General features: G+C 70.3%; 23 protein-coding genes and 1 riboswitch. Of the genes, 14 read left to right on the forward strand and 9 right to left on the reverse strand.

Annotation, left to right across the window (positions count from 1 at the left end):
* Window positions 1–24: 24 nt before the first annotated feature.
* A complete protein-coding gene (locus SY2F82_RS11640) occupies window positions 25–855 on the reverse strand; it encodes a hypothetical protein (protein WP_200419419.1) in 831 nt (276 codons plus the stop codon).
* Window positions 856–996: 141 nt separating this feature from the next.
* Here SY2F82_RS11640 and SY2F82_RS11645 point away from each other — a divergent pair, with 141 nt between their 5' ends.
* The 3 genes from SY2F82_RS11645 to SY2F82_RS11655 all read left to right on the forward strand — a co-directional run bounded on the left by SY2F82_RS11645 (window position 997) and on the right by SY2F82_RS11655 (window position 4,246).
* Window positions 997–1,338 carry a hypothetical protein gene (locus SY2F82_RS11645; protein WP_200418922.1) on the forward strand — a complete coding sequence of 114 codons (342 nt, stop codon included), beginning with the start codon at window positions 997–999 and terminating at the stop codon, window positions 1,336–1,338.
* Window positions 1,339–1,344: 6 nt separating this feature from the next.
* A complete protein-coding gene (locus tag SY2F82_RS11650) occupies window positions 1,345–2,529 on the forward strand; it encodes a glutathionylspermidine synthase family protein (protein WP_200418923.1) in 1,185 nt (394 codons plus the stop codon).
* Window positions 2,530–2,667: 138 nt separating this feature from the next.
* A riboswitch (ZMP/ZTP riboswitch) is annotated at window positions 2,668–2,757 on the forward strand.
* 37 nt (window positions 2,758–2,794) lie between these two features.
* A complete protein-coding gene (locus tag SY2F82_RS11655; protein ID WP_200418924.1) occupies window positions 2,795–4,246 on the forward strand; it encodes a glycine hydroxymethyltransferase in 1,452 nt (483 codons plus the stop codon).
* 10 nt (window positions 4,247–4,256) lie between these two features.
* Here the strand turns inward: SY2F82_RS11655 and SY2F82_RS11660 are convergent, their stop codons facing one another.
* On the reverse strand, window positions 4,257–4,952 hold the full coding sequence (locus SY2F82_RS11660; RefSeq protein ID WP_374707146.1) for a hypothetical protein: 696 nt from the start codon (window positions 4,950–4,952) through the stop codon (window positions 4,257–4,259).
* A gap of 90 nt (window positions 4,953–5,042) precedes the next feature.
* On the opposite strand from SY2F82_RS11660, the gene trpS reads away from it, so the two are divergent.
* The 3 genes from trpS (at window position 5,043) to SY2F82_RS11675 (ending at window position 7,922) form a co-directional block, all read left to right on the forward strand.
* Window positions 5,043–6,056 (forward strand): tryptophan--tRNA ligase, encoded by a 1,014-nt coding sequence (gene trpS / locus SY2F82_RS11665; RefSeq protein WP_200418925.1) that lies wholly within the window; start codon window positions 5,043–5,045, stop codon window positions 6,054–6,056.
* A 164-nt stretch (window positions 6,057–6,220) separates the two neighbouring features.
* Window positions 6,221–6,802, forward strand: coding sequence for a 2'-5' RNA ligase family protein (locus tag SY2F82_RS11670; RefSeq protein ID WP_200418926.1), 582 nt, complete (start codon window positions 6,221–6,223; stop codon window positions 6,800–6,802).
* A gap of 151 nt (window positions 6,803–6,953) precedes the next feature.
* Window positions 6,954–7,922, forward strand: coding sequence for a YihY/virulence factor BrkB family protein (locus tag SY2F82_RS11675; protein ID WP_200418927.1), 969 nt, complete (start codon window positions 6,954–6,956; stop codon window positions 7,920–7,922).
* Here SY2F82_RS11675 and SY2F82_RS11680 read toward each other — a convergent pair.
* The gene (locus tag SY2F82_RS11680) at window positions 7,825–9,093 is read right to left on the reverse strand and encodes a D-alanyl-D-alanine carboxypeptidase family protein (RefSeq protein WP_236041357.1); all 1,269 of its coding nucleotides are present in this window, start codon (window positions 9,091–9,093) and stop codon (window positions 7,825–7,827) included. The genes SY2F82_RS11675 and SY2F82_RS11680 overlap by 98 nt on opposite strands.
* 103 nt (window positions 9,094–9,196) lie before the next feature.
* On the opposite strand from SY2F82_RS11680, the gene SY2F82_RS38780 reads away from it, so the two are divergent.
* From SY2F82_RS38780 to SY2F82_RS11705, 6 genes are all read left to right on the forward strand, one after another.
* Complete coding sequence (locus SY2F82_RS38780; RefSeq protein ID WP_236041359.1) at window positions 9,197–9,439, forward strand: SCO4848 family membrane protein; 243 nt, start codon at window positions 9,197–9,199, stop codon at window positions 9,437–9,439.
* A gap of 18 nt (window positions 9,440–9,457) precedes the next feature.
* Window positions 9,458–10,714, forward strand: coding sequence for a metallophosphoesterase (locus tag SY2F82_RS11685; RefSeq protein ID WP_200418929.1), 1,257 nt, complete (start codon window positions 9,458–9,460; stop codon window positions 10,712–10,714).
* Between the two features lie 148 nt (window positions 10,715–10,862).
* Complete coding sequence (locus SY2F82_RS11690; protein ID WP_200418930.1) at window positions 10,863–12,419, forward strand: ABC transporter substrate-binding protein; 1,557 nt, start codon at window positions 10,863–10,865, stop codon at window positions 12,417–12,419.
* A gap of 156 nt (window positions 12,420–12,575) precedes the next feature.
* Window positions 12,576–12,962 carry a TM2 domain-containing protein gene (locus SY2F82_RS11695; RefSeq protein ID WP_200418931.1) on the forward strand — a complete coding sequence of 129 codons (387 nt, stop codon included), beginning with the start codon at window positions 12,576–12,578 and terminating at the stop codon, window positions 12,960–12,962.
* Between the two features lie 7 nt (window positions 12,963–12,969).
* Window positions 12,970–13,362: a DUF2752 domain-containing protein gene (locus SY2F82_RS11700; protein WP_200418932.1), complete on the forward strand. Its 393-nt coding sequence runs from the start codon at window positions 12,970–12,972 to the stop codon at window positions 13,360–13,362.
* Between the two features lie 277 nt (window positions 13,363–13,639).
* Complete coding sequence (locus tag SY2F82_RS11705; protein ID WP_200418933.1) at window positions 13,640–13,903, forward strand: TM2 domain-containing protein; 264 nt, start codon at window positions 13,640–13,642, stop codon at window positions 13,901–13,903.
* Between the two features lie 21 nt (window positions 13,904–13,924).
* Here SY2F82_RS11705 and SY2F82_RS11710 read toward each other — a convergent pair whose 3' ends face one another.
* The 6 genes from SY2F82_RS11710 to SY2F82_RS11735 form a co-directional block, all read right to left on the reverse strand.
* Window positions 13,925–14,512 carry a Uma2 family endonuclease gene (locus SY2F82_RS11710; protein ID WP_200418934.1) on the reverse strand — a complete coding sequence of 196 codons (588 nt, stop codon included), beginning with the start codon at window positions 14,510–14,512 and terminating at the stop codon, window positions 13,925–13,927.
* A 155-nt stretch (window positions 14,513–14,667) separates the two neighbouring features.
* Window positions 14,668–15,438, reverse strand: coding sequence for a succinate dehydrogenase iron-sulfur subunit (locus tag SY2F82_RS11715; protein ID WP_200418935.1), 771 nt, complete (start codon window positions 15,436–15,438; stop codon window positions 14,668–14,670).
* Window positions 15,438–17,192: a succinate dehydrogenase flavoprotein subunit gene (gene sdhA, locus SY2F82_RS11720; protein WP_200418936.1), complete on the reverse strand. Its 1,755-nt coding sequence runs from the start codon at window positions 17,190–17,192 to the stop codon at window positions 15,438–15,440. Before sdhA ends, SY2F82_RS11715 begins: the two co-directional genes overlap by 1 nt.
* A 19-nt stretch (window positions 17,193–17,211) precedes the next feature.
* Entirely contained in the window at window positions 17,212–17,694 is a 483-nt protein-coding gene (locus SY2F82_RS11725; RefSeq protein ID WP_200418937.1) for a succinate dehydrogenase hydrophobic membrane anchor subunit, read from the reverse strand.
* 5 nt (window positions 17,695–17,699) lie between these two features.
* Window positions 17,700–18,080, reverse strand: a complete 381-nt coding sequence (gene sdhC, locus SY2F82_RS11730; RefSeq protein WP_103837432.1) for a succinate dehydrogenase, cytochrome b556 subunit — start codon at window positions 18,078–18,080, stop codon at window positions 17,700–17,702.
* Window positions 18,081–18,381: 301 nt separating this feature from the next.
* Complete coding sequence (locus tag SY2F82_RS11735) at window positions 18,382–18,984, reverse strand: 2-oxo-4-hydroxy-4-carboxy-5-ureidoimidazoline decarboxylase (RefSeq protein WP_200418938.1); 603 nt, start codon at window positions 18,982–18,984, stop codon at window positions 18,382–18,384.
* A gap of 337 nt (window positions 18,985–19,321) precedes the next feature.
* Between SY2F82_RS11735 and SY2F82_RS11740 the strand changes: the two genes are divergently transcribed.
* Both SY2F82_RS11740 and SY2F82_RS11745 read left to right on the forward strand, forming a co-directional pair.
* Entirely contained in the window at window positions 19,322–20,881 is a 1,560-nt protein-coding gene (locus tag SY2F82_RS11740) for a glycoside hydrolase family 20 protein (RefSeq protein WP_374707158.1), read from the forward strand.
* A gap of 163 nt (window positions 20,882–21,044) precedes the next feature.
* Entirely contained in the window at window positions 21,045–21,611 is a 567-nt protein-coding gene (locus SY2F82_RS11745; RefSeq protein ID WP_200418940.1) for a hypothetical protein, read from the forward strand.
* Window positions 21,612–21,634 lie beyond the last annotated feature (23 nt).

Consider the following 21,634-nt stretch of genomic DNA (forward strand, 5'->3'; position numbering starts at 1 on the left):
CATGATCCCAACGAGAGACCCTAGCTAGGCGGCCTCCGCGGTCCGGGCAGGTGCCTCCCCGAACCGGGCCAGCGCCAGTGCACCCGCCACCGCCACCGCGAACCCCAGGACCGCCAGCCAGCTCAGCCCCTCCCGCGTACGGTCGCCCAGCCACACGACGCCCACCGCCGCCGGGCCCACCGTCTCGCCGACCACCATGCCCGCCGTCGCGACCGTCACCGACCCCCGCTCCAGCGCCGTCGTCAGCAGCACGAACGCCGCCCCGCCGCCCACCACCAGCGCATACGTCGCCGGATTGGCGAGCAGCTCCCACGGCGCCAGCGAGTCGATCAGCCGCACCGCCACCTCGACCACCCCGAACCCGAACCCGGCGCCCAGCCCCAGCACCAGCGAACGCCCCCGCCCCGGCAACCGCCCCCCGGCCAGCCCGAGCAGCAGCACGCACACCGCCGCCGCCAGCATCGCGTACCGGAGCCCCGCCGAACCGCCCCGGTCGCCCTCGGCCCCGGACGCCAGCCCCAGCATGGCCAGCCCCGCGCACACCACCGCCACCGCGGCCCACTCGCTCCCGGTCAGCCGCACCCGCAGCAGCCGTGCCGCGACCACCGCCGTCACCGCCAGGCTGGACGCGAGCGCCGCGCCCACCGCGTAGATCGGGATCGACCGCAGCGCCGCGATCTGGAACAGGAACCCGAGCCCGTCCAGCGCGAGCCCCGCGAGATACCGCCACTGCCGCACGGCCCGCAGCAGCAGCGCCGCGTCCCCGCCACCGCCCCCGCCCGCCGCGCGCGCCGCGACCGCCTGAAACACCGTCGCCGTACCGAAACAGACCGCCGCGCCCAGCGCGCACACCATTCCCACAAGCACAGAGCGACTGTAGGAGACGTCCCGAGGACAGGGGCAGGGGTGAACGCGACGGCGGCGGTCTCTAGTCTGATTGCCGCACAGTCTCACCAACGGCTCAACGAATTCTCACTCGACGGGGGATCAACGAACATGGCGGACACACGCCGGCAACTGCGCTCGGGCACCGTCGTCCTGGGCGGCGTGGGACTCCTCGCCGCCGCCCTCACCGCCTGCTCCTCGGACCCGGACAAGCGCTGCGTCGACCGTGACAGCTACACCCTCGGCAAGGGCTACAAGGTCGTCTCCGACAAGAACTGCACGTCCACCAAGACGTCCGTGAAGGGCGGCTGGTACTACGGCGGCAAGAAGCAGGGCGGCTTCGTCAACGGCGGTTCCTTCACCAAGCCCCGCAAGGGATCCGGGGGCTCCGGGAGCCACGGCGGCGTCGACCGCGGCGGCTTCGGCAGCGGTCACGGCAAGTCCGGCGGCTGAGCCGTCGTGGAACGCCGTACGACCGAGCCCCGCCCCGGCTGGCAGCAGACCGTCGAGGCGCAGGGCCTGATCTATCCCCTCACCCGCTACCCGGACGACTCCCTGCGCCCCTACTGGGACGAGAGCGCCTACTACGTCTTCACGCTCGACGAGGTGGAGGCTCTGGAAGAGGTCGTCGAGGAGCTGCACGCCATGTGCCTGGCCGCCGCCGGGCACATCGTCGCCACGGACCGCTTCGCCGACCTCGGCATCACCGACCCGCGCGTGGCCGCCGCGGTCGCCGAGGCCTGGCACCGCCGCGCCGAACTCCCCTCCGTGTACGGCCGGTTCGACCTGCGCTACGACGGCACGGGCCCGGCGAAGCTCCTGGAGTACAACGCCGACACGCCCACCTCGCTCGTGGAGGCGGCGAGCGCCCAGTGGTTCTGGATGGAGGACCGCTTCCCCGGCGCCGACCAGTGGAACTCCCTCCACGAACGCCTGGTCGCCGCCTGGAAGAGGCAGGCCACGCTGCTTCCGCCCGGCGGCCCGCTGTACTTCGCGCACTCCGCCGACGACGAACTCGGCGAGGACCTGATGACGGTCGCCTACCTGAAGGAGACCGCCGAGCAGGCCGGTCTCGACACCGACTGGATCTCCATGGAGGAGATCGGCTGGGACCCGCTCTCGGAGCGCTTCGTCGACAACCGGCTCCGCTTCATCCGCAGCTGCTTCAAGCTGTACCCCTGGGAATGGCTCACCACCGACCGCTTCGGCGGCCACGTCCTCGACACCCTCGACAACGGCGGCGGCACCGGCAGCACCCTGTGGATCGAGCCCGCCTGGAAGATGCTGCTCAGCAACAAGGCACTGCTCGCGATCCTCTGGGAGCTGCACCCCGGCCACCCGAACCTGCTCCCGGCCCACCTGGACGGCCCCCGGGAGCTGGCCCGCACCACGGGCTACGTCGCCAAGCCGCTCCTCGGCCGCGAGGGCGAGGGCGTCACGGTCCACGCGCCGGGCGGCGCGCCCGTCGTGCGGGGGGAGCCGTGCTGCTACCAGGAACTGGCGCCCCTCCCCTCCTTCGACGGCAACCACGTCGTCCTCGGCGCCTGGGTCGTCGAGGACGAGTCGGCGGGCCTCGGCATCCGCGAGTCGTCGGGCCTGGTCACGGACGAGTACGCGCGTTTCCTGCCGCACGTGATCCTCTAGACACGGTCCCTCCGACGCCGAAGTACCGCCCGCAGCCGGTTCGGCCCCGCGTCCGGCCGCAGGCGGACGTGTGCCCCTTCCGCGTCGCTCGCATGATGGACACGGGAACGGACCGCGCCGCGCCGCCCGGTAGGCTGATCGACGGGCCGTGACTGGCGCGCTGGGATGGGACCGACCATCGGGGAGCGGCCCGGATGCGAGCGAGTGCCGTGCGCCTGGGCCAACCGTGAACCGTGAACGCAAGCCACGCCGCCCGGAGGCCGACATGACAGAGCAGCAGCCCCTCTCCACCGAGTCCACCGCCTTCCGCGCCGTCCTCGACGTGATCCGCGCGGTCGAGCCCCGGGTCGCCGACGCCATCGGCCAGGAGGTCGCCGACCAGCGCGAGATGCTCAAGCTGATCGCCTCCGAGAACTACGCCTCCCCGGCCACCCTGCTGGCGATGGGCAACTGGTTCAGCGACAAGTACGCCGAGGGCACCGTCGGCCGCCGCTTCTACGCGGGCTGCCGCAACGTGGACACCGTCGAGTCGCTGGCCGCCGAGCACGCGCGCGAGCTGTTCGGCGCCCGCCACGCCTACGTCCAGCCGCACTCCGGCATCGACGCCAACCTCGTCGCCTTCTGGGCCGTTCTCGCCCAGCGCGTGGAGACCCCGGCCCTGGAGAAGGCGGGCGTCCGCCAGGTCAACGAGCTCTCCGAGGAGGACTGGGCCGAGCTGCGCCGCGCCTTCGGCAACCAGCGCATGCTCGGCATGTCCCTGGACGCGGGCGGCCACCTCACCCACGGCTTCCGCCCGAACATCTCCGGCAAGATGTTCGACCAGCGCTCCTACGGCACCGACCCGGCCACGGGCCTCATCGACTACGACGCCCTGCGCACCCAGGCCCGCGAGTTCAAGCCGCTGATCATCGTCGCCGGCTACTCCGCCTACCCGCGCCTGGTCAACTTCCGGATCATGCGCGAGATCGCCGACGAGGTCGGCGCCACGCTCATGGTCGACATGGCCCACTTCGCGGGCCTGGTCGCGGGCAAGGTCCTCACCGGCGACTTCGACCCGGTCCCGCACGCCCAGATCGTGACCACCACCACCCACAAGTCGCTGCGCGGTCCGCGCGGCGGCATGGTCCTGTGCGACGACTCCCTCAAGGACCAGGTCGACCGCGGCTGCCCGATGGTCCTCGGCGGCCCGCTCCCGCACGTGATGGCCGCGAAGGCGGTGGCGCTCGCGGAGGCCCGGCAGCCCGCCTTCCAGGACTACGCCCAGCGGATCGTGGACAACTCCCGGGCGCTGGCGGAGGGCCTGATGCGCCGCGGCGCCACGCTGGTGACCGGCGGCACCGACAACCACCTGAACCTGATCGACGTGGCCACCTCCTACGGCCTCACCGGCCGCCAGGCCGAGGCCGCCCTGCTGGAGTCCGGCATCGTCACCAACCGCAACGCCATCCCGGCCGACCCGAACGGCGCCTGGTACACCTCGGGCATCCGCATCGGCACGCCCGCGCTCACCACCCGTGGCCTGGGCACGGCGGAGATGGACGAGGTGGCGGGCCTGATCGACCGGGTCCTCACCACCACCGAGCCGGGCACCACCAAGTCCGGCGCCCCGTCCAAGGCGGCCCACGTCCTGGACGAGAAGGTCGCCCAGGAGATCGCCCAGCGGGCGACGGACCTGGTGGCGGGCTTCCCGCTGTACCCGGAGATCGACCTGGGCTGACCGCTGCCGGTCACCCGAGCTCTCCCAGATCGATGAGCTCCTGACGCGGCGGCTCGGCCACCCGCCGAGCCGCCGCGCGCCGTCGCACGGCCATCGTGCCACCGGCACCCAGCGCCAGCCCCGCCCCGAGCCCCGCGGCCGCCCAGCGCAGGTCGTGCGGAAGACCACTTCCGGGCGCGGCGGGCGCGGCCCCGAAAAGCCCGTCCCGCTCCAACCGCTCGAAGACGTCCTTCGGCACCCGCCGCCACCGGATGTCGTCGTCGGCCACGTCCGGCGCCGGGTCCGACCGCACCCAGGGTGTCCCGTCCGCCGCCAGGAACACCTGGTCCTGCCGCTCGATGGCCACGTCGCCCCCGGGTGCCCGGCGCGTGTACGGCCACCCCCCGATTCCGGTCAGCGCCCACACCACCGTGGCCCGCGCCCGCGGATACCGTCCCCGCTGCCACGTATCGGGCACCCGCTCCGTCCGCGTCTCCGTCGGCGCCAGCAACTGCCACAGCAGCGCGAACCGGCGGTCATCCGGGCGTAAGGTCGTCGTGCGGCCCGAGTCGCCGGTCACGACCAGCGCCAGATCGGGTATGTCCCTGCTCATGGCCCGCGCCGGCGCGGCCGCCCCGCCCAGCGCCACCACCGTGGCCACCACCGTCGTCACCAGCGCCCCCGCCAGCCCGCCGAGCCCGCGCACGCGACCCCTCTCGGTTGTCATGTTCTTTGTTACACCGTCGCAGAAAGATCAGATCACAGCTGTTCCCGGCCAGTTCCAGCCCGGCCCCCCGGACCTGAGAGAATGGTGAACATGGCCTCTGACAGTCCTCGCGTGCTCTCCGGTATCCAGCCCACCGCGGGCTCGTTCCACCTCGGCAACTACCTCGGCGCCGTCCGCCAGTGGGTGGCCCTGCAGGAGACCCACGACGCGTTCTACATGGTCGTCGACCTGCACGCGATCACCGTCCCGCAGGACCCGAAGGACCTGCGTGCCAACACCCGCCTGGCCGCCGCCCAGCTGCTCGCGGCCGGGCTCGACCCGGAGCGGTGCACGCTCTTCGTCCAGAGCCACGTTCCCGAGCACGCCCAGCTCGCCTGGATCATGAACTGCCTCACCGGCTTCGGCGAGGCAAGCCGCATGACCCAGTTCAAGGACAAGTCCGCCAAGCAGGGCGCCGACCGCGCGAGCGTCGGCCTGTTCACCTACCCGATCCTCCAGGTCGCCGACATCCTGCTGTACCAGGCGAACGAGGTCCCGGTCGGCGAGGACCAGCGCCAGCACATCGAGCTGACCCGCGACCTCGCCGAGCGGTTCAACGGCCGCTTCGGCGAGACGTTCACGATCCCGCGGCCGTACATCCTCAAGGAGACGGCGAAGATCTACGACCTGCAGGACCCGTCCATCAAGATGAGCAAGTCGGCGTCCACGCCGAAGGGTCTGATCAACCTGCTGGACGAGCCGAAGACCACCGCGAAGAAGGTCAAGAGCGCGGTCACGGACACGGACACCGTGATCCGCTACGACGTGGAGCAGAAGCCGGGCGTCAGCAACCTGCTGACGATCTACTCGACCCTCACCGGGACCCCGATCGCGGATCTGGAGCGGCAGTACGAGGGCAAGGGCTACGGCGCGCTCAAGACGGACCTCGCCGAGGTCATGGTCGAGTTCGTGACGCCGTTCAGGGAGCGCACCCAGCAGTACCTGGACGACCCCGAGTCTCTCGACTCGATCCTGGCCAAGGGCGCGGAGAAGGCCCGCGCCGTCGCCGCGGAGACGCTGGCGCAGGCCTACGACAAGGTGGGCTTCCTGCCCGCCAAGCACTGACGTCCGGGACCGGCGCGTACCGGCGTACGGACGCGCCACGGCCAAGAGCGCTGTACATCACTGCGGTTGCGCCTGCCCGACGGGCGGTCGTGGCCGTACAGTCGATAGCCGGACGGCTGTGCACGAATCCGACACGACGACCGACACGACGACAGGGAGACGACGTGGGGACCGTAACGATCGGTGTGTCGATCGCGGTCCCGGAGCCTCACGGCAGCGAGCTCCAAGAGCTGCGCGCGGGCTTCGGCGACGCCGCGGCGCGTTGCATTCCCACGCATGTCACCCTGCTGCCGCCGACGGAGGTGGACTCCGCGGATCTGTCCGCGATCGAGGCGCACCTCGTCTCCGTCGCGGCGGCCGGGCGCCCCTTCCCGATGCGGCTGGCCGGCACGGGCACGTTCCGGCCCCTGTCGCCGGTGGTGTACGTGAAGGTCGTCGAGGGCGCCGAGGCGTGCTCCCGGCTGCAGCGGCAGGTCCGGGACCCCTCCGGGCCGGTGGCGCGCGAGCTGCTGTTCCCGTACCACCCGCATGTGACGGTGGCGCACGGCATCGACGACGCGTCGATGGACCGCGCGTACGAGGAGCTTGCGGACTACGCGGCCGAGTGGCCCTGCACGGGCTTCGCGCTGTACGAGCAGGGCGCGGACGGCGTCTGGCGCAAGCTGCGGGAGTTCCCCTTCGGCAGCGCGGTCGTGCCGCCGCAGGCCGCCGCCCCGGCCGAGAACGCCACCCTGCCGAGCCTCTAGATCACCGTATCGGGGCTAAACGGGCATAACCTCTCCATATCTCTCTATCTCTCCTCTGTGTGGCCCCTCACTGAAACGGGCGATGCGGGGAAGCCGGATACAGACCGGAGCACCGGGGTGAAGACCGGGTTCCCGAGGGGAGGGACGGATCATGGACTGGCTGAAGAGACTCCCCGGCATCGGGCCACTGGTCACGCGCCTGATGGCCACGCACGCCTGGCGCTCCTACGAACGCCTGGACCGCGTGAAGTGGACCCGGCTCGCCGCCGCGATGACGTTCGTCAGCTTCGTGGCGCTCTTCCCGCTGCTCACCGTCGCCGCCGCGATCGGCGCCGCGACGCTCAGCCAGGCCCAGCAGAACACCGTCCAGAAGAAGATCGCCGAGCAGTTCCCGGGCATCTCCAGCCAGCTCGACATCCACGGCCTGGTGCAGAACGCCGGCACCGTCGGCGTGATCGCCGGGGCCGTGCTGCTGTTCACCGGCATCGGCTGGGTGGGCCAGATGCGGGACTGCCTGCGCGCGGTGTGGGAGCTGCCGGACGACACCGCGAACCCCCTGGTGCGCACGCTCAAGGACGGACTGGTGCTGGTCGGCCTCGGCGGCGCGGTCGTCGTCACCCTCGCCACGTCCACCGTCGCCACCGCGCTGGTCGACTGGATGGCCGGGCAGCTCGGTCTCGGGGGCGGCTGGGGCAGCGTCCTGCTGCGGAGCGCCGCCTTCGCCGTCTCCGTCCTCGCCGACTTCCTCGTCCTGCTCTACGTCCTCACCCTGCTGCCCGGCGTGGAGCCGCGGCGGCGCCGCCTCCTCGTCGCCGCCCTGATCGGCGCGGTCGGCTTCGAGCTGCTCAAACTGCTGCTCAGCGGCTACATCCAGGGCGTCGCCGGAAAGAGCATGTACGGCGCCTTCGGCGTGCCCGTCGCACTGCTGCTGTGGATCAACTTCACCGCCAAGCTCGTGCTGTTCTGCGCCGCCTGGACGGCGACGCAGAGCAAGGAGGAGGAGGCGGAGGAGGCGGAACAGGTCAGGGACGCGTCCGGCGACGTACCAGATCGGGCAGCGGCCAGCGGCGGTTCACCAGGAACGCCCCCGCGCCCAGCAGCACCAGAAGGCCGGCCGTGAGGGCGAACGCCACGCCCATCCCGCTGGAGCCGCCCTCCCGCACCGAGGCCGCGACCGGCTTGCCGGGCGTCCCGGCCGCGGCGGCGGGAGACGGCGTCCCGCCGGGGTCCGTGCCCGTGGCCGCGCTCTTCGGCGCGACCAGCTCGCCCACCGGCGTCACCTTGCCGGCGGCGCCGAAGCCCCAGTCGAGCAGCCGGGCGGCCTCCTTGTAGACCTCGTTGTGGTCGTGCTTCTCCGGGTTCATGACCGTCACCAGCAGCACCTTGCCGTTGCGCTCGGCGACCCCCGTGAAGGTCGCGCCCGCGTTGGTGGTGTTGCCGTTCTTCACGCCCGCGATGCCCCGGTACGGGGTCATGTCGTAGTCGCCGGCCAGCAGCCGGTTGGTGTTCTGGATCTCGAACGACCCGCGGGACTTCTTGCCGTCCTTCTCGGTGGTCTCGCCCGGGAACTTGGCCCGCACCGTCGAGCAGTAGTCGCGGAAGTCCTTCTTCTGAAGCCCGGAGCGGGCGATCAGGGTGAGGTCGTACGCCGACGACACCTGCCCCTGGGCGTCGTAGCCGTCCGGGCTGACCACGTGCGTGTCGAGCGCCTGCAGTTCCTCGGCGTGCGCCTGCATGTCCTTCACGGTCTGCGGGACGCCGCCGTTCATCGCCGACAGCGCGTGCACGGCGTCGTTGCCGGAGCGCAGGAACACGCCGAGCCACAGGTCGTGGACGGTGTAGGTCTCACCCTCCTTTATGCCGACCAGGCTGGATCCGGCGCCCATGCCGGCCAGATCGGAGGGGAGCACCTTGTGCGTCTCGCTCGCCGGGAACTTCGGCAGCACGGTGTCCGCGAACAGCATCTTCAGGGTGCTCGCCGGAGGCAGCCGCCAGTGCGCGTTGTGAGCGGCGAGGACGTCACCGGACTCGGCGTCGGCGACGATCCAGGAGCGTGCGGTGACGTCCTTCGGCAGCACCGGGGCACCGCTGCCCAGGTTCGCCTGGGTGCCCGGCCTGCCGAGCTGCTCGCCGCCGACGGTCGACATCACGGCCGGAGGGGTGGCCGAGGGCGACGCCGCCGGGGTCTTGGGGGCCGCGAACGCGGTCGCGGGTGCGGCGAGCGAGAGGGACAGCACAACGGCGGAGGCGACCGGCAGGCGGCGCCCGGCGATCTTCTTCAAGGCGGACACGACCGCGAAGGTACCGGGCGCCGAGGGTGAAGTCCCGACCCGTCCCGGCCGTTGCCGCGCACCCCTGGGCGAGTGCCCGCTCGCGACCCGCGATACTGAAGGTATGAAGCTCAGCCGCCCCGTCTCCTGGTTCCTGCTCGCCTTCGGGGTGTGGAGCTGGGTCATCTGGATCACTTTCGTCAAGAACCTCTGGAAGGACGGCAGCGGACTCGCGTTCGACGACGCGGGGAATCCGACGGCGTACTTCTGGGTGCACCTGACGCTCGCCGTCGTCTCCTTTGTCCTTGGGACTGCCATCGGCGTCATTGGGTTGCGCGGACTGCGCGCGCTGCGGCGAACGTCATAGCGGGACGGGGACAACACCGTGGTCGTCGTCTTCGTGCTGGTCGCCCTCGCCGTCCTCGGCGCGCTCGCCGCCCTGCACTGGTACGCGTGGCGGCGGCTGGTCCGCGACACGACCCGCGGGCCGGGCCTCGCCCGCCGTACCGGCACGGCGGTGCTCGTCGCCGGACCGGTGCTGATGGTCGCGGCCCTGGTCGCCGAGCGCGCCGGCGCCCCGTTCTGGCTGCAACGCGTCCTCGGCTGGCCCGGCTTCCTGTGGATGGCGCTGACGCTGTACCTGCTGCTGGCGCTGATGGCGGGGGAGTTGGTACGGCCGCTGGTGCGACGCCTGGTGGAGTGCGGGGCGCGAACGGAGGAGAAGGCACCGGTACCGGCAGCGGTGCCGGTGGGACCGGCACCCGCGGACCCGGAGCCCGCGGACCCGGAGCCCGCGCCGCCACAGGTGCGGTCCGCCCCGTCCCGGCGCCTGTTCGTCTCCCGGGTCGTCGGTGGTGCGGTGGCCGCGGCCGCGGTCGGCACGGTGGGCTACGGCACCTACGGTGTCCTGCGCGGCCCCGCCGTGAAGCGGGTCACGGTGCCGCTGGCCAAACTCCCACGCGCGGCGCACGGCTTCCGGATCGCGGTGGTGAGTGACATCCACCTGGGCCCCGTACTGGGCAGGGGCTTCGCGCAGAAGGTCGTGGACACGATCAACTCGACCCAGCCCGACCTGATCGCGGTCGTCGGCGACCTGGTCGACGGCAGCGTCAAGGATCTGGGCCCGGCGGCGGCCCCGCTGTCCCGGCTGACGGCCCGTCACGGCAGCTACTTCGTCACGGGCAACCACGAGTACTTCTCGGGCGCGGACCAGTGGGTGGAGGAGGTACGCCGACTGGGCCTGCACCCCCTGGAGAACGCCCGCACGGAACTGCCCGCGTTCGACCTGGCCGGCGTCAACGACCTGGCGGGCGAGAGCGAGGGCGAGGGCCCCGACTTCACCAAGGCGCTCGGTGACCGCGACACCTCACGCGCGGTGGTCCTCCTGGCCCACCAGCCGCTGCAGATCCACGAAGCGGTCAGGCACCACGTGGACCTCCAGCTCTCCGGCCACACCCACGGCGGCCAGCTCTGGCCGGGCAACTTCGTCGCGGCCGCGGCCAACCCCACGGTCGCCGGCCTGGACCGCTACGGCGACACCCAGCTGTACGTGTCCCGGGGAGCGGGAGCATGGGGACCGCCGACGCGGGTGGGCGCCCCGTCGGACATCACGGTCGTCGAACTGGCCTCCCGCCAGGCCTGACGCCTTGGCCGAAACCTGACGGAAACAACCCCTGGGTAAGTTCTCTCCCATCTTCAACTAATGCCTCTTCCCCCACTTGAAACACTGTGGTTGGGTGATCATCGCCACAGGGGAGTGGTATGCGCTGAGGGCCTGGGGAGGGGCGCCGATGCGATCGGTTCGCATGCGGATTCTCGCGGCTGTGCTGGTGTTGGCGGCCGCGGGAGTGGGCGGGTGGCAGTTGCTGCCGGCCAAGGAGAACACCAACAGGACCATCACGGTCGGGACCACGGACGCCGTCACGTCGCTCGATCCGGCGGGGGCCTATGACGCCGGATCGTGGGCCTTGTTCAGCGGCGTTTTCCAGTCACTGCTGACCTTCGAGCCCGATGGCGTGGAACCGGTGCCGGACGCCGCCCAGAGCTGCGCATTCGTGGGCACGGACCTGAAGACGTACCGCTGCACGCTGCGCAAGGACGTCACGTTCCCCAGCGGGCGCGCCATGACCGCCGAAGACGTCAAGTACTCCTTCGACCGGGTCAAGCGCATCAACTCCGACGTCGGTCCCGCGACCCTCCTCGACACCCTGCACTCGGTGGACGCGAGCGGGCTGACCGTGACCTTCCATCTGTCCACGCCGGACGCGACCTTCCCGTTCAAGGTGGCCACCGGCGCCGGCTCCATCGTCGACCGCACCAAGTATCCGCAGGACAAGCTGCGCACCGACAACGGTGTCGACGGGACCGGGCCGTACACCCTGACGTCGTACACGAAGGACAAGACGGCCCACCTCGCCCCGAACAAGCACTACAAGGGCGACGTCAAGGAAACCGGGCGGCCCATCGAGCTGCGGTACTACGCCGACCCCGCCGCCCTGGAGAAGGCGTGGAAGGCGAAGGACGTCGATGTCGCCACCCGTCAGCTGCCGCCCTCCGTGCTGGCCGACCTCTCGCCCAGCGACCCCGGCCAGCGCGTCACCGAGGCCGACAGCGCGGAGATCCGCAACATCGTCCTGAACACCTCCGCCGGCTCACCGCTGCACGACCGCCGTGTCCGCCAGGCCATCGCCTCGGTCATCAACCGGGAGGAACTGGTCGGCACGGTCTACGAGGGGACGACGGACCCGCTGTACTCGCTGATCCCGGCGGGTATCACGGGGCACACCACGTCGTTCTTCGACGCCTACCCCAAGCCCGACACCAAGAAGGCCCGCGCTTTGCTCACCGCCGCCGGTGTGAGCGCGCCCGTCCACTTCACCTACGGCTACGCGCAGGGCAGCGGCGCCGCCGCCGAGGAGGCCGCCGACCTCAAGCGGCAACTGGAGGCGACCGGACTGTTCACGGTGGACGTCAAGGGCTACGAGTGGACCGACTTCCAGAAGCGGTACGCGAGCGGCAAGCTCGACGCGTGGGCCGTCGGCTGGGTCGCCGACTTCCCCGACCCGGACAACTTCACCGCGCCGCTCGTCGGCACCGGCAACAGCATGAAGAACGGCTACAGCAACAAGCAGGTCGACGGCCTGATCCTGGACAGCCAGCGCTACTCCGACCGCAGCCGGACCGCCGACGACTTCCAGCGCATCCAGCAGATCGTGGCGCAGGACGTCCCGCTGATCCCGCTGTGGCAGCGCAAGGAGTACGTGGTCAGCAGCGAGGACGTCGGCGGCGGCCAGTACCTGTCGGACGGCACGGGCGTCTTCCGCCTCTGGCGGCTGAACTGGATCTGAGCCACCGCCCCATGTGAACTTCCTGCCGTCACATGTGATCTCCCGAGACGCCCCCGGCTTCTGCGCTCGGGGGCGTCTCGGGCATGATGACCGGGCTCATTTTTCGTCTTGTCGTATCTTCGCGGGGCTCCCCGCAACCGGTCCCAGGAGCAGTCCTTGAGCGAACAGCCGCAGCAGCCCGGTCCCTACGGTTACGGGTACCCGAACCAGCCCCCGGGCCCCCCGCCGGGGTACGGGTATCCGCAGTACGGGTATGCGCCCGGCGCCGTGCCGCCCGGGATGTACACCGGCGACCCCAACGCCCCGTACGGCTACGACCCCTACGGCCGCCCGTACTCGGACAAGTCGAAGGTCGTCGCCGGTGTGCTGCAGTTCGTCCTCGGCTCCTTCGGTGTCGGGCGCTTCTACATCGGCAACGTCGGGCTGGGCCTGGCCCAGCTGTTCACCTGCGGCGGCCTCGGCATCTGGGCGCTGATCGACGGCATCATCCTGCTGACGGGCAGCAACCAGACCGACTCCCAGGGCCGCGTCCTGCGCGGCTGAGGAACCCGTGTCCCCCCAGGCCGTACTGCGGCATCCGGCGGCGGCGCCCCTGGCGGTACTCGCCGCCGGGGCGGCCGGGGCCGGCTATCTGTACGTCACCGATCCGCACGAACCCGGGCACGTGCTGCCCCAGTGCCCGTTCCGGCTCCTGACGGGCCTGTTCTGCCCCGCCTGCGGAGGCACCCGCATGGTGTACGACCTGATGCACGGTCACTTCACCGAGGCGTGGCTGGACAACAGGGCGCTGCTGCTCGCCTCGCCGTACGCCCTCGCTCTGCTGGGCCGTTGGGCGGTCGAAGGGCTGCGCGGCCGTCGCTGGCAGCCACAACTGAGCACGCGGGCGCAGGTGTTGGTCCTGGGGCTGGCGGTGGCGTGGACGGTGATCCGGAACGCCTTCTAGCTTCTAGCGGGCGGGAGTTGAGCGACGTCGGCTTGATGTGACCGCTGCCTGTCCGGATTTGATCACGGAACAGGAACAATCATTCACACCCTCTCCCGCCCTTGCGCTCTCTTTACCTAAGCTCCCAGCTCGCAGGGGGACGACGACAGAAGATCTCCGGCCGGATCCCGGTCGGATCTCTCATTCCATCTTCGCGGCGGGATCCCTCCTGACCCCATTCCGGAGCTAACCATTCCGGTTCTCCGTGATCCGCTACGGCACTTCCAGGAGCAGTCCCATGACCGTCCCCACCCCCGAGGCTCCCTACGGCGTCGACCCGCAGGGCCGCCCGTACTCCGACAAGTCCAAGATCGTCGCGGGCATCCTGCAGATCTTCCTGGGCGGCCTCGGCATCGGCCGCTTCTACGTCGGCTCGGTCGGCGTGGGCATCGCCCAGCTGCTCACCTGCGGCGGCCTCGGCATCTGGGCGCTGATCGACGGCATCCTGTTCCTGACGAGCAACGACCGCACGGACAAGCAGGGGCGGGTACTGCGGGGCTGAGGGGGCGGGGCCTTACCGGTGTTACCGCTGCCCGGCCATGAGGAGCCTGGTGACGTCCAGGGTGACCTTTCCTCCGACGGAGTCGGGGAGTGTGACCAGCTCGCCGGCGATGTGAATGTGGTGCGTGGCGTAGTTGCCTCGGACCGGATCGGTGAGGACGTGGAGGCGTTGGTGCTGGCGGTCGATGATGACGTAGACCGGGATCTTCGCCTCGGCGTAGTAGGCGACCTTGGTACGCAGATCGGTCTTCCAGTTGCTGGACGTGACTTCCATGACGAGGCGGAAGCAAGTCGGGTCGTAGCAGCTGTTCTCGACCAGGTGATCGCGATAGTCGTCGTCGACCACTGACAGGTCGGGGATCACGTAGTCCTCCGCCCCGGTCGGCAGCCAGAGGCCGATGTTCGGTAGCGCTCGCACCAAGCCCAACTGCAGGAACGGTGCCGCGAAGAGCATGAGGGCCTCGGAGTGCGGGCCGTCTGGTGCCGGACTCAAGAGAAGCTGTCCTCCGATGATCTCGACGCGGCGACCCGGAAGACTCTCCATGATGAGATTCGCTTCGGCGATCAGCGGCCGTTCCTCGTGTGGCCGCTCGACGGCTGCTGCGGACATCAGGTGCCTCCCGTGGGCTGGTGTCGAGAGCATCATCGTAGGCCGGAACGTACCCGCACGTCCCTGGCGATCACGTTCACTCGATCGCGTCCCCACACGCCGGAGGGCCCCGTTCCGAGCGGAACGGGGCCCTTGGGCGTCATGCGCGACGAACGTCAGAGGCGGCGGGTGATCAGCGCCCGCTTCACCTCCTGGATCGCCTTCGTGACCTCGATGCCGCGCGGGCACGCGTCCGTGCAGTTGAACGTCGTGCGGCAGCGCCACACGCCGTCCTTGTCGTTCAGGATCTCCAGCCGCTGCTCGCCGGCCTCGTCACGCGAGTCGAAGATGAAGCGGTGCGCGTTGACGATGGCCGCCGGGCCGAAGTACTGGCCGTCGTTCCAGAACACCGGGCAGGAGGTCGTGCAGGCCGCGCACAGGATGCACTTCGTGGTGTCGTCGAAGCGCTCGCGGTCCTCGGCCGACTGCAGACGCTCGCGCGTCGGCTCGTTCGTCTCCTTGGTGATCAGGAACGGCATCACGTCCCGGTACGCCTGGAAGAACGGCTCCATGTCCACGACCAGGTCCTTCAGGACCGTCAGGCCCTTTATGGGCTCGATCGTGATCGGCTTCTCGGGGTTGATGTCCTTGATCAGCGTCTTGCACGCGAGGCGGTTCTTGCCGTTGATCCGCATGGCGTCCGAGCCGCAGATGCCGTGCGCGCAGGACCGGCGGAAGGTCAGCGACCCGTCCAGGTCCCACTTGATCTTGTGCAGACCGTCGAGGACGCGCTCCTTGGGGTCGATCTCCAGCTGGAAGTCCTGCCAGGTCGCCTCGGAGGAGACCTCCGGGTTGTAGCGGCGGACGCGGAAGGTGACCGTGATGTAGGGGGACGCCGCCGAGCCCGAAGCGCCCGCCTCGGCCTTGTCCAGAACAGGGGTAGCCATCAGTACTTACGCTCCATCGGCTGGTAGCGGGTCTGGACGACCGGCTTGTAGTCGAGACGGATGGACTCGGTGCCGTCGTCGCCCACCTCGCGGTACGCCATGGTGTGGCGCATGAAGTTGACGTCGTCACGGTTCGGGTAGTCCTCGCGGTAGTGACCGCCGCGGGACTCCTTGCGGGCCAGCGCGGAGACCGCCATGACCTCGGCGAGGTCGAGCAGGTTGCCCAGCTCGACGGCCTCCAGCAGGTCCGTGTTGAACCGCTTGCCCTTGTCCTGGATCGCCACGTTCTTGTAGCGCTCCTTGAGCTCGGCGATCTTCTCGACCGCCGTCTTGATCGTCTGCTCGGTGCGGAACACCATGACGTTCGCGTCCATGGTCTCCTGCAGCTCACGGCGCAGCTCCGCCACGCGCTCGTTGCCCGTGGAGTTGCGCAGCCGCTCGATCTGCGCGACGACGAGCTCCTCCGGGTTCTCCGGCAGCTCGACGAAGTCGGCCGTCTGGGAGTACTCGGCGGCGGCGATGCCCGCACGGCGGCCGAACACGTTGATGTCCAGCAGCGAGTTCGTGCCGAGGCGGTTGGCGCCGTGCACGGACACGCAGGCGACCTCGCCGGCGGCGTACAGGCCCGGGACGACCGTGGTGTTGTCCGCGAGGACCTCGCCCTGGACGTTCGTCGGGATGCCGCCCATCGCGTAGTGCGCGGTCGGCTGGATCGGGATCGGGTCCGTGTAGGGCTCGATGCCGAGGTACGTACGCGCGAACTCGGTGATGTCGGGCAGCTTGGCGTCCAGCTGCTCCGGCGGCAGGTGGGTGAGGTCCAGGTAGACGTGGTCGCCCTCGGGACCGCAACCGCGGCCCTCGCGGATCTCCGTGTAGATCGAGCGGGAGACGACGTCACGGGAGGCGAGGTCCTTCATGACCGGCGCGTACTTCTCCATGAAGCGCTCGCCGTCCTTGTTGCGGAGGATGCCGCCCTCACCGCGCGCACCCTCGGTCAGGAGGATGCCCATGCGCCAGATGCCGGTCGGGTGGAACTGGAAGAACTCCATGTCCTCCAGCGGGATGCCCCGCCGGTACACCGCCGCCTGGCCGTCACCGGTCAGCGTGTGCGCGTTCGACGTCACCTTGAAGAACTTGCCACAGCCGCCGGAGGCGTAGATCACGGCCTTCGCCTGGAAGATGTGGATCTCACCGGTCGCCAGCTCGTACGCCACGACGCCGGCCGAACGCTTGACGCCGTCGACCTCGGTGATCAGCTGGTCCAGGACGTAGAACTCGTTGAAGAACTCCACGCCCTCCTTCACGCAGTTCTGGTACAGCGTCTGGAGGATCATGTGGCCGGTGCGGTCGGCCGCGTAGCAGGAGCGGCGGACCGGGGCCTCACCGTGGTTGCGGGAGTGACCGCCGAAGCGCCGCTGGTCGATCGTGCCGTTCGGGGTGCGGTTGAACGGCAGGCCCATCTTCTCCAGGTCGAGGACCGAGTCGATGGCCTCCTTCGCCAGGATCTCGGCGGCGTCCTGGTCGACCAGGTAGTCACCGCCCTTGACCGTGTCGAAGGTGTGCCACTCCCAGTTGTCCTCCTCCACGTTCGCGAGCGCGGCGGCCATACCGCCCTGCGCGGCGCCCGTGTGGGAGCGGGTGGGGTAGAGCTTGGTCAGCACGGCGGTGCGGCTGCGCTTCGTCGACTCGATGGCGGCGCGCATACCGGCGCCACCGGCGCCGACGATGACGGTGTCGTACTTGTGGATCTTCATGATTCTCGCAGCCCCGTGCCTAGCGGATGTTCGGGTCGAAGGTGAAGATCACCAGCGTGCCCAGCAGGATGGTGAACACCGTGGCGGTGTACAGCAGGCCCTTCAGCCACAGCCGCGTGTTCGTCCGCTCGGCGTAGTCGTTGATGACCGTGCGCAGGCCGTTGGCGCCGTGCAGCATCGCGAGCCACAGCATGGTCAGGTCCCAGACCTGCCACCACGGGGAGGCCCAGCGGCCGGCCACGAAGGCGAAGCCGATCTTGGAGACACCGCCGTCCAGCACGAGCTGGATCAGCAGGTGGCCGATGACCAGGACGACCAGCACGATGCCGGACAGGCGCATGAACAGCCAGCCGTACATCTCGAAGTTGCCGCGGGTCGACTTCGGGGTCTTCTTCGTCCGCTTGCGGGGCGGCTCGATGACCGGCGCCGGGTTGTCGACGTCGTACAGCGGGGCACCCTCGACGGGGCCGATGCCGGAGGTGGTGGTTTCAGTGGTGGACATGCGCGTCAGCTCCCGAAGAGTTCACGAGCGGCGTGGCCGAGGACGGGGTAGATGGCCCCGAGCATCAGCACGACCCAGACGCCGACGACGGTCCAGAGCATCTGCTTCTGGTAGCGCGGGCCCTTCGACCAGAAGTCGACCGCGATGACGCGGAGGCCGTTGAGCGCGTGGAAGAGGATGGCGGCGACGAGGCCGTACTCCAGAATCGCGACGATCGGTGTCTTGTACGTGGCCACGACCTTGTCGTAGGCCTCGGGGGAGACACGGACGAGTGCGGTGTCCAGCACGTGTACGAACAGGAAGAAGAAGATGAGGACGCCGGTGACTCGGTGAGCCACCCAGGACCACATTCCTTCCCGGCCGCGGTACAGCGTTCCAGCCGGCACGGAAGAACCCTCCGGGAGCGGGGACTAGGGCCGCGCCGGCTTTCTGTGTCGGTCGGGCCCGGCCGGGTACGGTCCACCGGCCCCCAGCATGGTAGCGACGGTTGCCTGCGGCGCTTACGGGGGGCCTGCCGGTGTGATCAATCAGGCACTCAAACGAGCACGGATGGCTCATCGGCCGGACGGCCACCGGGGTGAGAGCTGTTGTTTTTCTGCCGGGTACGGGTGGTTTGCGGATGCTTGCGACCATGCGGCGGAGCCGCACGTGTCACAGCCCCGCGCCCCTAAACGGCGCGTTCCACCGCTAAACGGCGCGTTCCACCGCAGTGCGCTCGGAGAAGTCCCGAACCAGGCGCGTCAGCCTCCCCCTCGCCAAGCGGCGCAGTTCCTCCGTCGCCAGGACCCGCTCCTCCTCGGGATCGTTGGCCAATCGTGATCGGATGGCCGCGAGGAGCTGGTCCAGCAGTTCGTCCGGCGCCACCTCGTCCAGACAGATGATGAACACGTGTCCGAATTTGCTCTCGTATGCCGCGTGTGCCGCGCTCAGCGCGGTGTGGGCGGCGGAGTACGTGCCGTCGGGGAGCGGGGCGAGGGATTCCCCGGCCAGAGCCTCGGCGAGGTCCGCGGGGCTGAGGTCGTACGTCGCCTCGTCGGCCGCGGCGAGCAGGGAGTCGAGGTCCGGGTACGGGCGGTGCTCGGCCACCCGGTGGGCCCAGCGCAGGCTGCGGCAGCAGGCGAGCAGGGCGCGCCGGACGCCGTCGGCGGGCGCGTGGTTGAACCGCTCCAGGCCCGTGGCGGCCTCGGTGCGGTGTTGCGCCGGGAGGGCGGTGTGGCCGGGGAGGTGCGGGAGACGATGCGCGGGCAGCGTGGGTCCTCGGCGGCTGGCGTGACGGCTCGTGCGCGTCACGTGCGGGTCGGCAGGGGATCGTGTGAGAAATGCGCCGCCACGTTAGCGACGGCGGTCGGGTCGGCGTCCAGTCGCTGCCCGGATTTCACCCGGATGGGAGAGTTTCGGGGCCTCTCGTGGACACGTCGGCCGGACGGGGGTCGTAGCTTCGGAGAGAAACGACAGGGGGGCAGAGTGTGGAGGTGAGTCGCGTGCGGTCCAAGGTCGGGCGAATACCAAAACGCATATGCATGCAGAGGAACACGGTGCGGCCGTGCCCCGGGGTCGGAACGGATGTGACCTGGTGACCGGCCGCAGGCGGGTCCCTGAGGGGAAGACGCACGTACGGCGCACCAGGTTGCTGCTGGCGACCACCGGGATCGTGGTGGCGGGCGGTGTGGCGGCGGCCGTGACGCTGTGGCCCTCCGGTGGCGGCTCGCCGAACGGGGCCGGGGCCTCCGTGGGCACGTCGGCGGCGTCCACGGGCTCCGCCCGCTCCTACCCCCTGTCGCAGCCGCCCCGCACCATCCCCGCCGTCAGCCGGTTCACCGCGGCGCGGGGCCCGGGCTGGCGGCCCGCCTCCGGGCACCGGGTGGTGGTCGACAACGCTCAGCTCGCCGACGAGGGGCGGCTGCTCGCCGGGGAGCTGGGCATGGCGTACGGCGGGCAGACCGGCGCCGGCGCCGGTGACGTGGAGCTGGGCCTGGCCGGCAGCGGCAACCAGGAGTCGTACACGCTGACCGTCACGAACGGGCGGGTGAAGATCACCGGGCCCGGCGAGGCCGGCGTCTTCTACGGCACCCGCACCCTCAAGCAGGAAGTGCACGGCGGCGGCACCGCGCCCGAGGGCGTCGTGAACGACGCGCCCGCCAAGCCACGGCGCGGGTTCATGCTCGACATCGCCCGCAAGTACTACACGGCCGGTTGGATCGAGGACCGCATACGTGAGCTGGGCGACCTGAAGTACAACGAACTGGGTCTGCACTTCTCCGACGACCAGGGCTTCCGCATCGAGTCCTCCTCGCACCCGGAGATCGTCTCCAAGCAGCACCTCAGCAAGGCCGAGGTGAAGAGGATCGTCGATCTCGCGGCGAGCCGGCACATCACCGTGGTGCCCGAGATCGACTCGCCCGGCCACCTGGGCGCCGTCATCGCCGCCCACCCCGACATCCAGCTGCGCAACGCCTCCGGCGTCGCCACGCGCGGGGCGGTCGACATCTCCAAGCCCGCGGCGGCGAAGATCGTCGACGATCTGCTGAACGAGTTCTCGGGCGTGTTCCCCGGCGCGTACTGGCATCTCGGCGGCGACGAGTACCTGGCGCTGATGGCGCGCAACCCGGCGGCCTCCTACCCGCAGCTCGCCGCCGCCGCGCGGGCCCGGTTCGGGCCGAAGGCGGGCGTCGCCGACCTCGCGACCGGCTGGCTGAACGACCGCGCGAACGTGATGCGCGGGCACGGCAGGACCATGCGGGCCTGGAACGACGGCTTCTACCGGGGGAGTTCCGTGCAGCCGGCCGGGGACCTTCAGGCCGCGTACTGGACCGGCAAGGAGCTGGGCGCCCGGCAGCCGACCGACTACCTGGGCGCGGGCCGCAAGGTGATCAACTACAACGACGAGTACCTCTACTACGTGCTCGGCCAGCCGCAGACCTTCGTCTACCCCACCGGGCAGCGCATCTACGAACAGTGGACCCCGCGCGTGCTGCGGGGCACGACGGCGGTGCCCGCGCGCTACGACGGGCAGATCCTCGGAGGCGTCTTCGCCGTCTGGAGCGACCGCCCGACCGCCCAGACGCAGGACCAGGTGGCGACCGGGATCCGGATGCCGCTGCGGGCGACGGCGCAGAAGCTGTGGGACTCGCGGACCCCGTCGCTGTCCTGGACGCAGTTCAAGGCGCTGGCGGGCCGACTGGGCTGAAACGCCCCTTCGGGCAGGCTCGATGGCCGAAAATATCCTCCTCGAACGCCTCGACAGCTCCCCCTGGTGTGACTGTGACACTCCCGGTCCGTCGCACGCAGTAAGGGAAGATGCGGGCTCCGTACGGATGAGGCGCCCCGACGAGGCGTTTCGAGGAGGCTTGATGAGCCTGGTGGACCTGATCGCGCAGGCCGACGAGCGGGCACTCGCGGCGAGCGGACTGGCTTGTTTGGACCGGTGTGTGCCGCTCCTGGGAGGCGACGACGAGGTGCTGCGGCCGCTGTGGGCGAGCCTCGTCGAGGGGCACGACTGGGAGCAGCGACTCACCAAGGCGCGCTCGGAGCTGGCGGCCGGGCAGGACTCCGCGGCGGACGATTGCGCCTCCGAGACCGAGGCCGCACGGCTCGCCCGCCGCATGCTCGAGGCGGTCCCCGCCGAGCCGTCCGCCGACGCCCTGCGACGGTGGGCCGACGCCTGCTCGGTGGCCGCGCTGCAGATCCACCGCTTGCTGGACCCCGCCGACGACGACGCCCCGGTCGCGGCCCGCCGCGAGGGCCGTACGGACCGCATGCCGCCGCTCGTCGCCGCCGAACTGCGGCGCCAGATCACCGTCCTGGAACTGGTCACGGACCACGGTGCGGGCGGGCTGCGCCGGGCCCTCGACGTGTCGACCGAGGGGCGCCGGGTACTGCGGGCCGTGGTGTCCCGGCGCGCACGGGGCCGCTCGTAGCCCCAGAGGCGCACAGCCTCATA

The organism is Streptomyces sp. Y2F8-2, assembly GCF_014905555.1.
Taxonomy (GTDB): Bacteria; Actinomycetota; Actinomycetes; order Streptomycetales; family Streptomycetaceae; genus Streptomyces; species Streptomyces cynarae.

Coding starts and splice junctions, on each gene's coding strand:
- SY2F82_RS11640 (WP_200419419.1), bottom strand. CDS start 855: ATGGTGTGCGCGCTGGGCGCGGCGGTCTGTTTCGGTACGGCGACGGTG.
- SY2F82_RS11645 (WP_200418922.1), top strand. CDS start 997: ATGGCGGACACACGCCGGCAACTGCGCTCGGGCACCGTCGTCCTGGGC.
- SY2F82_RS11655 (WP_200418924.1), top strand. CDS start 2,795: ATGACAGAGCAGCAGCCCCTCTCCACCGAGTCCACCGCCTTCCGCGCC.
- SY2F82_RS11660 (WP_374707146.1), bottom strand. CDS start 4,952: ATGACAACCGAGAGGGGTCGCGTGCGCGGGCTCGGCGGGCTGGCGGGG.
- trpS (WP_200418925.1), top strand. CDS start 5,043: ATGGCCTCTGACAGTCCTCGCGTGCTCTCCGGTATCCAGCCCACCGCG.
- SY2F82_RS11675 (WP_200418927.1), top strand. CDS start 6,954: ATGGACTGGCTGAAGAGACTCCCCGGCATCGGGCCACTGGTCACGCGC.
- SY2F82_RS38780 (WP_236041359.1), top strand. CDS start 9,197: ATGAAGCTCAGCCGCCCCGTCTCCTGGTTCCTGCTCGCCTTCGGGGTG.
- SY2F82_RS11690 (WP_200418930.1), top strand. CDS start 10,863: ATGCGATCGGTTCGCATGCGGATTCTCGCGGCTGTGCTGGTGTTGGCG.
- SY2F82_RS11705 (WP_200418933.1), top strand. CDS start 13,640: ATGACCGTCCCCACCCCCGAGGCTCCCTACGGCGTCGACCCGCAGGGC.
- SY2F82_RS11710 (WP_200418934.1), bottom strand. CDS start 14,512: ATGTCCGCAGCAGCCGTCGAGCGGCCACACGAGGAACGGCCGCTGATC.
- SY2F82_RS11715 (WP_200418935.1), bottom strand. CDS start 15,438: ATGGCTACCCCTGTTCTGGACAAGGCCGAGGCGGGCGCTTCGGGCTCG.
- sdhA (WP_200418936.1), bottom strand. CDS start 17,192: ATGAAGATCCACAAGTACGACACCGTCATCGTCGGCGCCGGTGGCGCC.
- SY2F82_RS11725 (WP_200418937.1), bottom strand. CDS start 17,694: ATGTCCACCACTGAAACCACCACCTCCGGCATCGGCCCCGTCGAGGGT.
- SY2F82_RS11745 (WP_200418940.1), top strand. CDS start 21,045: ATGAGCCTGGTGGACCTGATCGCGCAGGCCGACGAGCGGGCACTCGCG.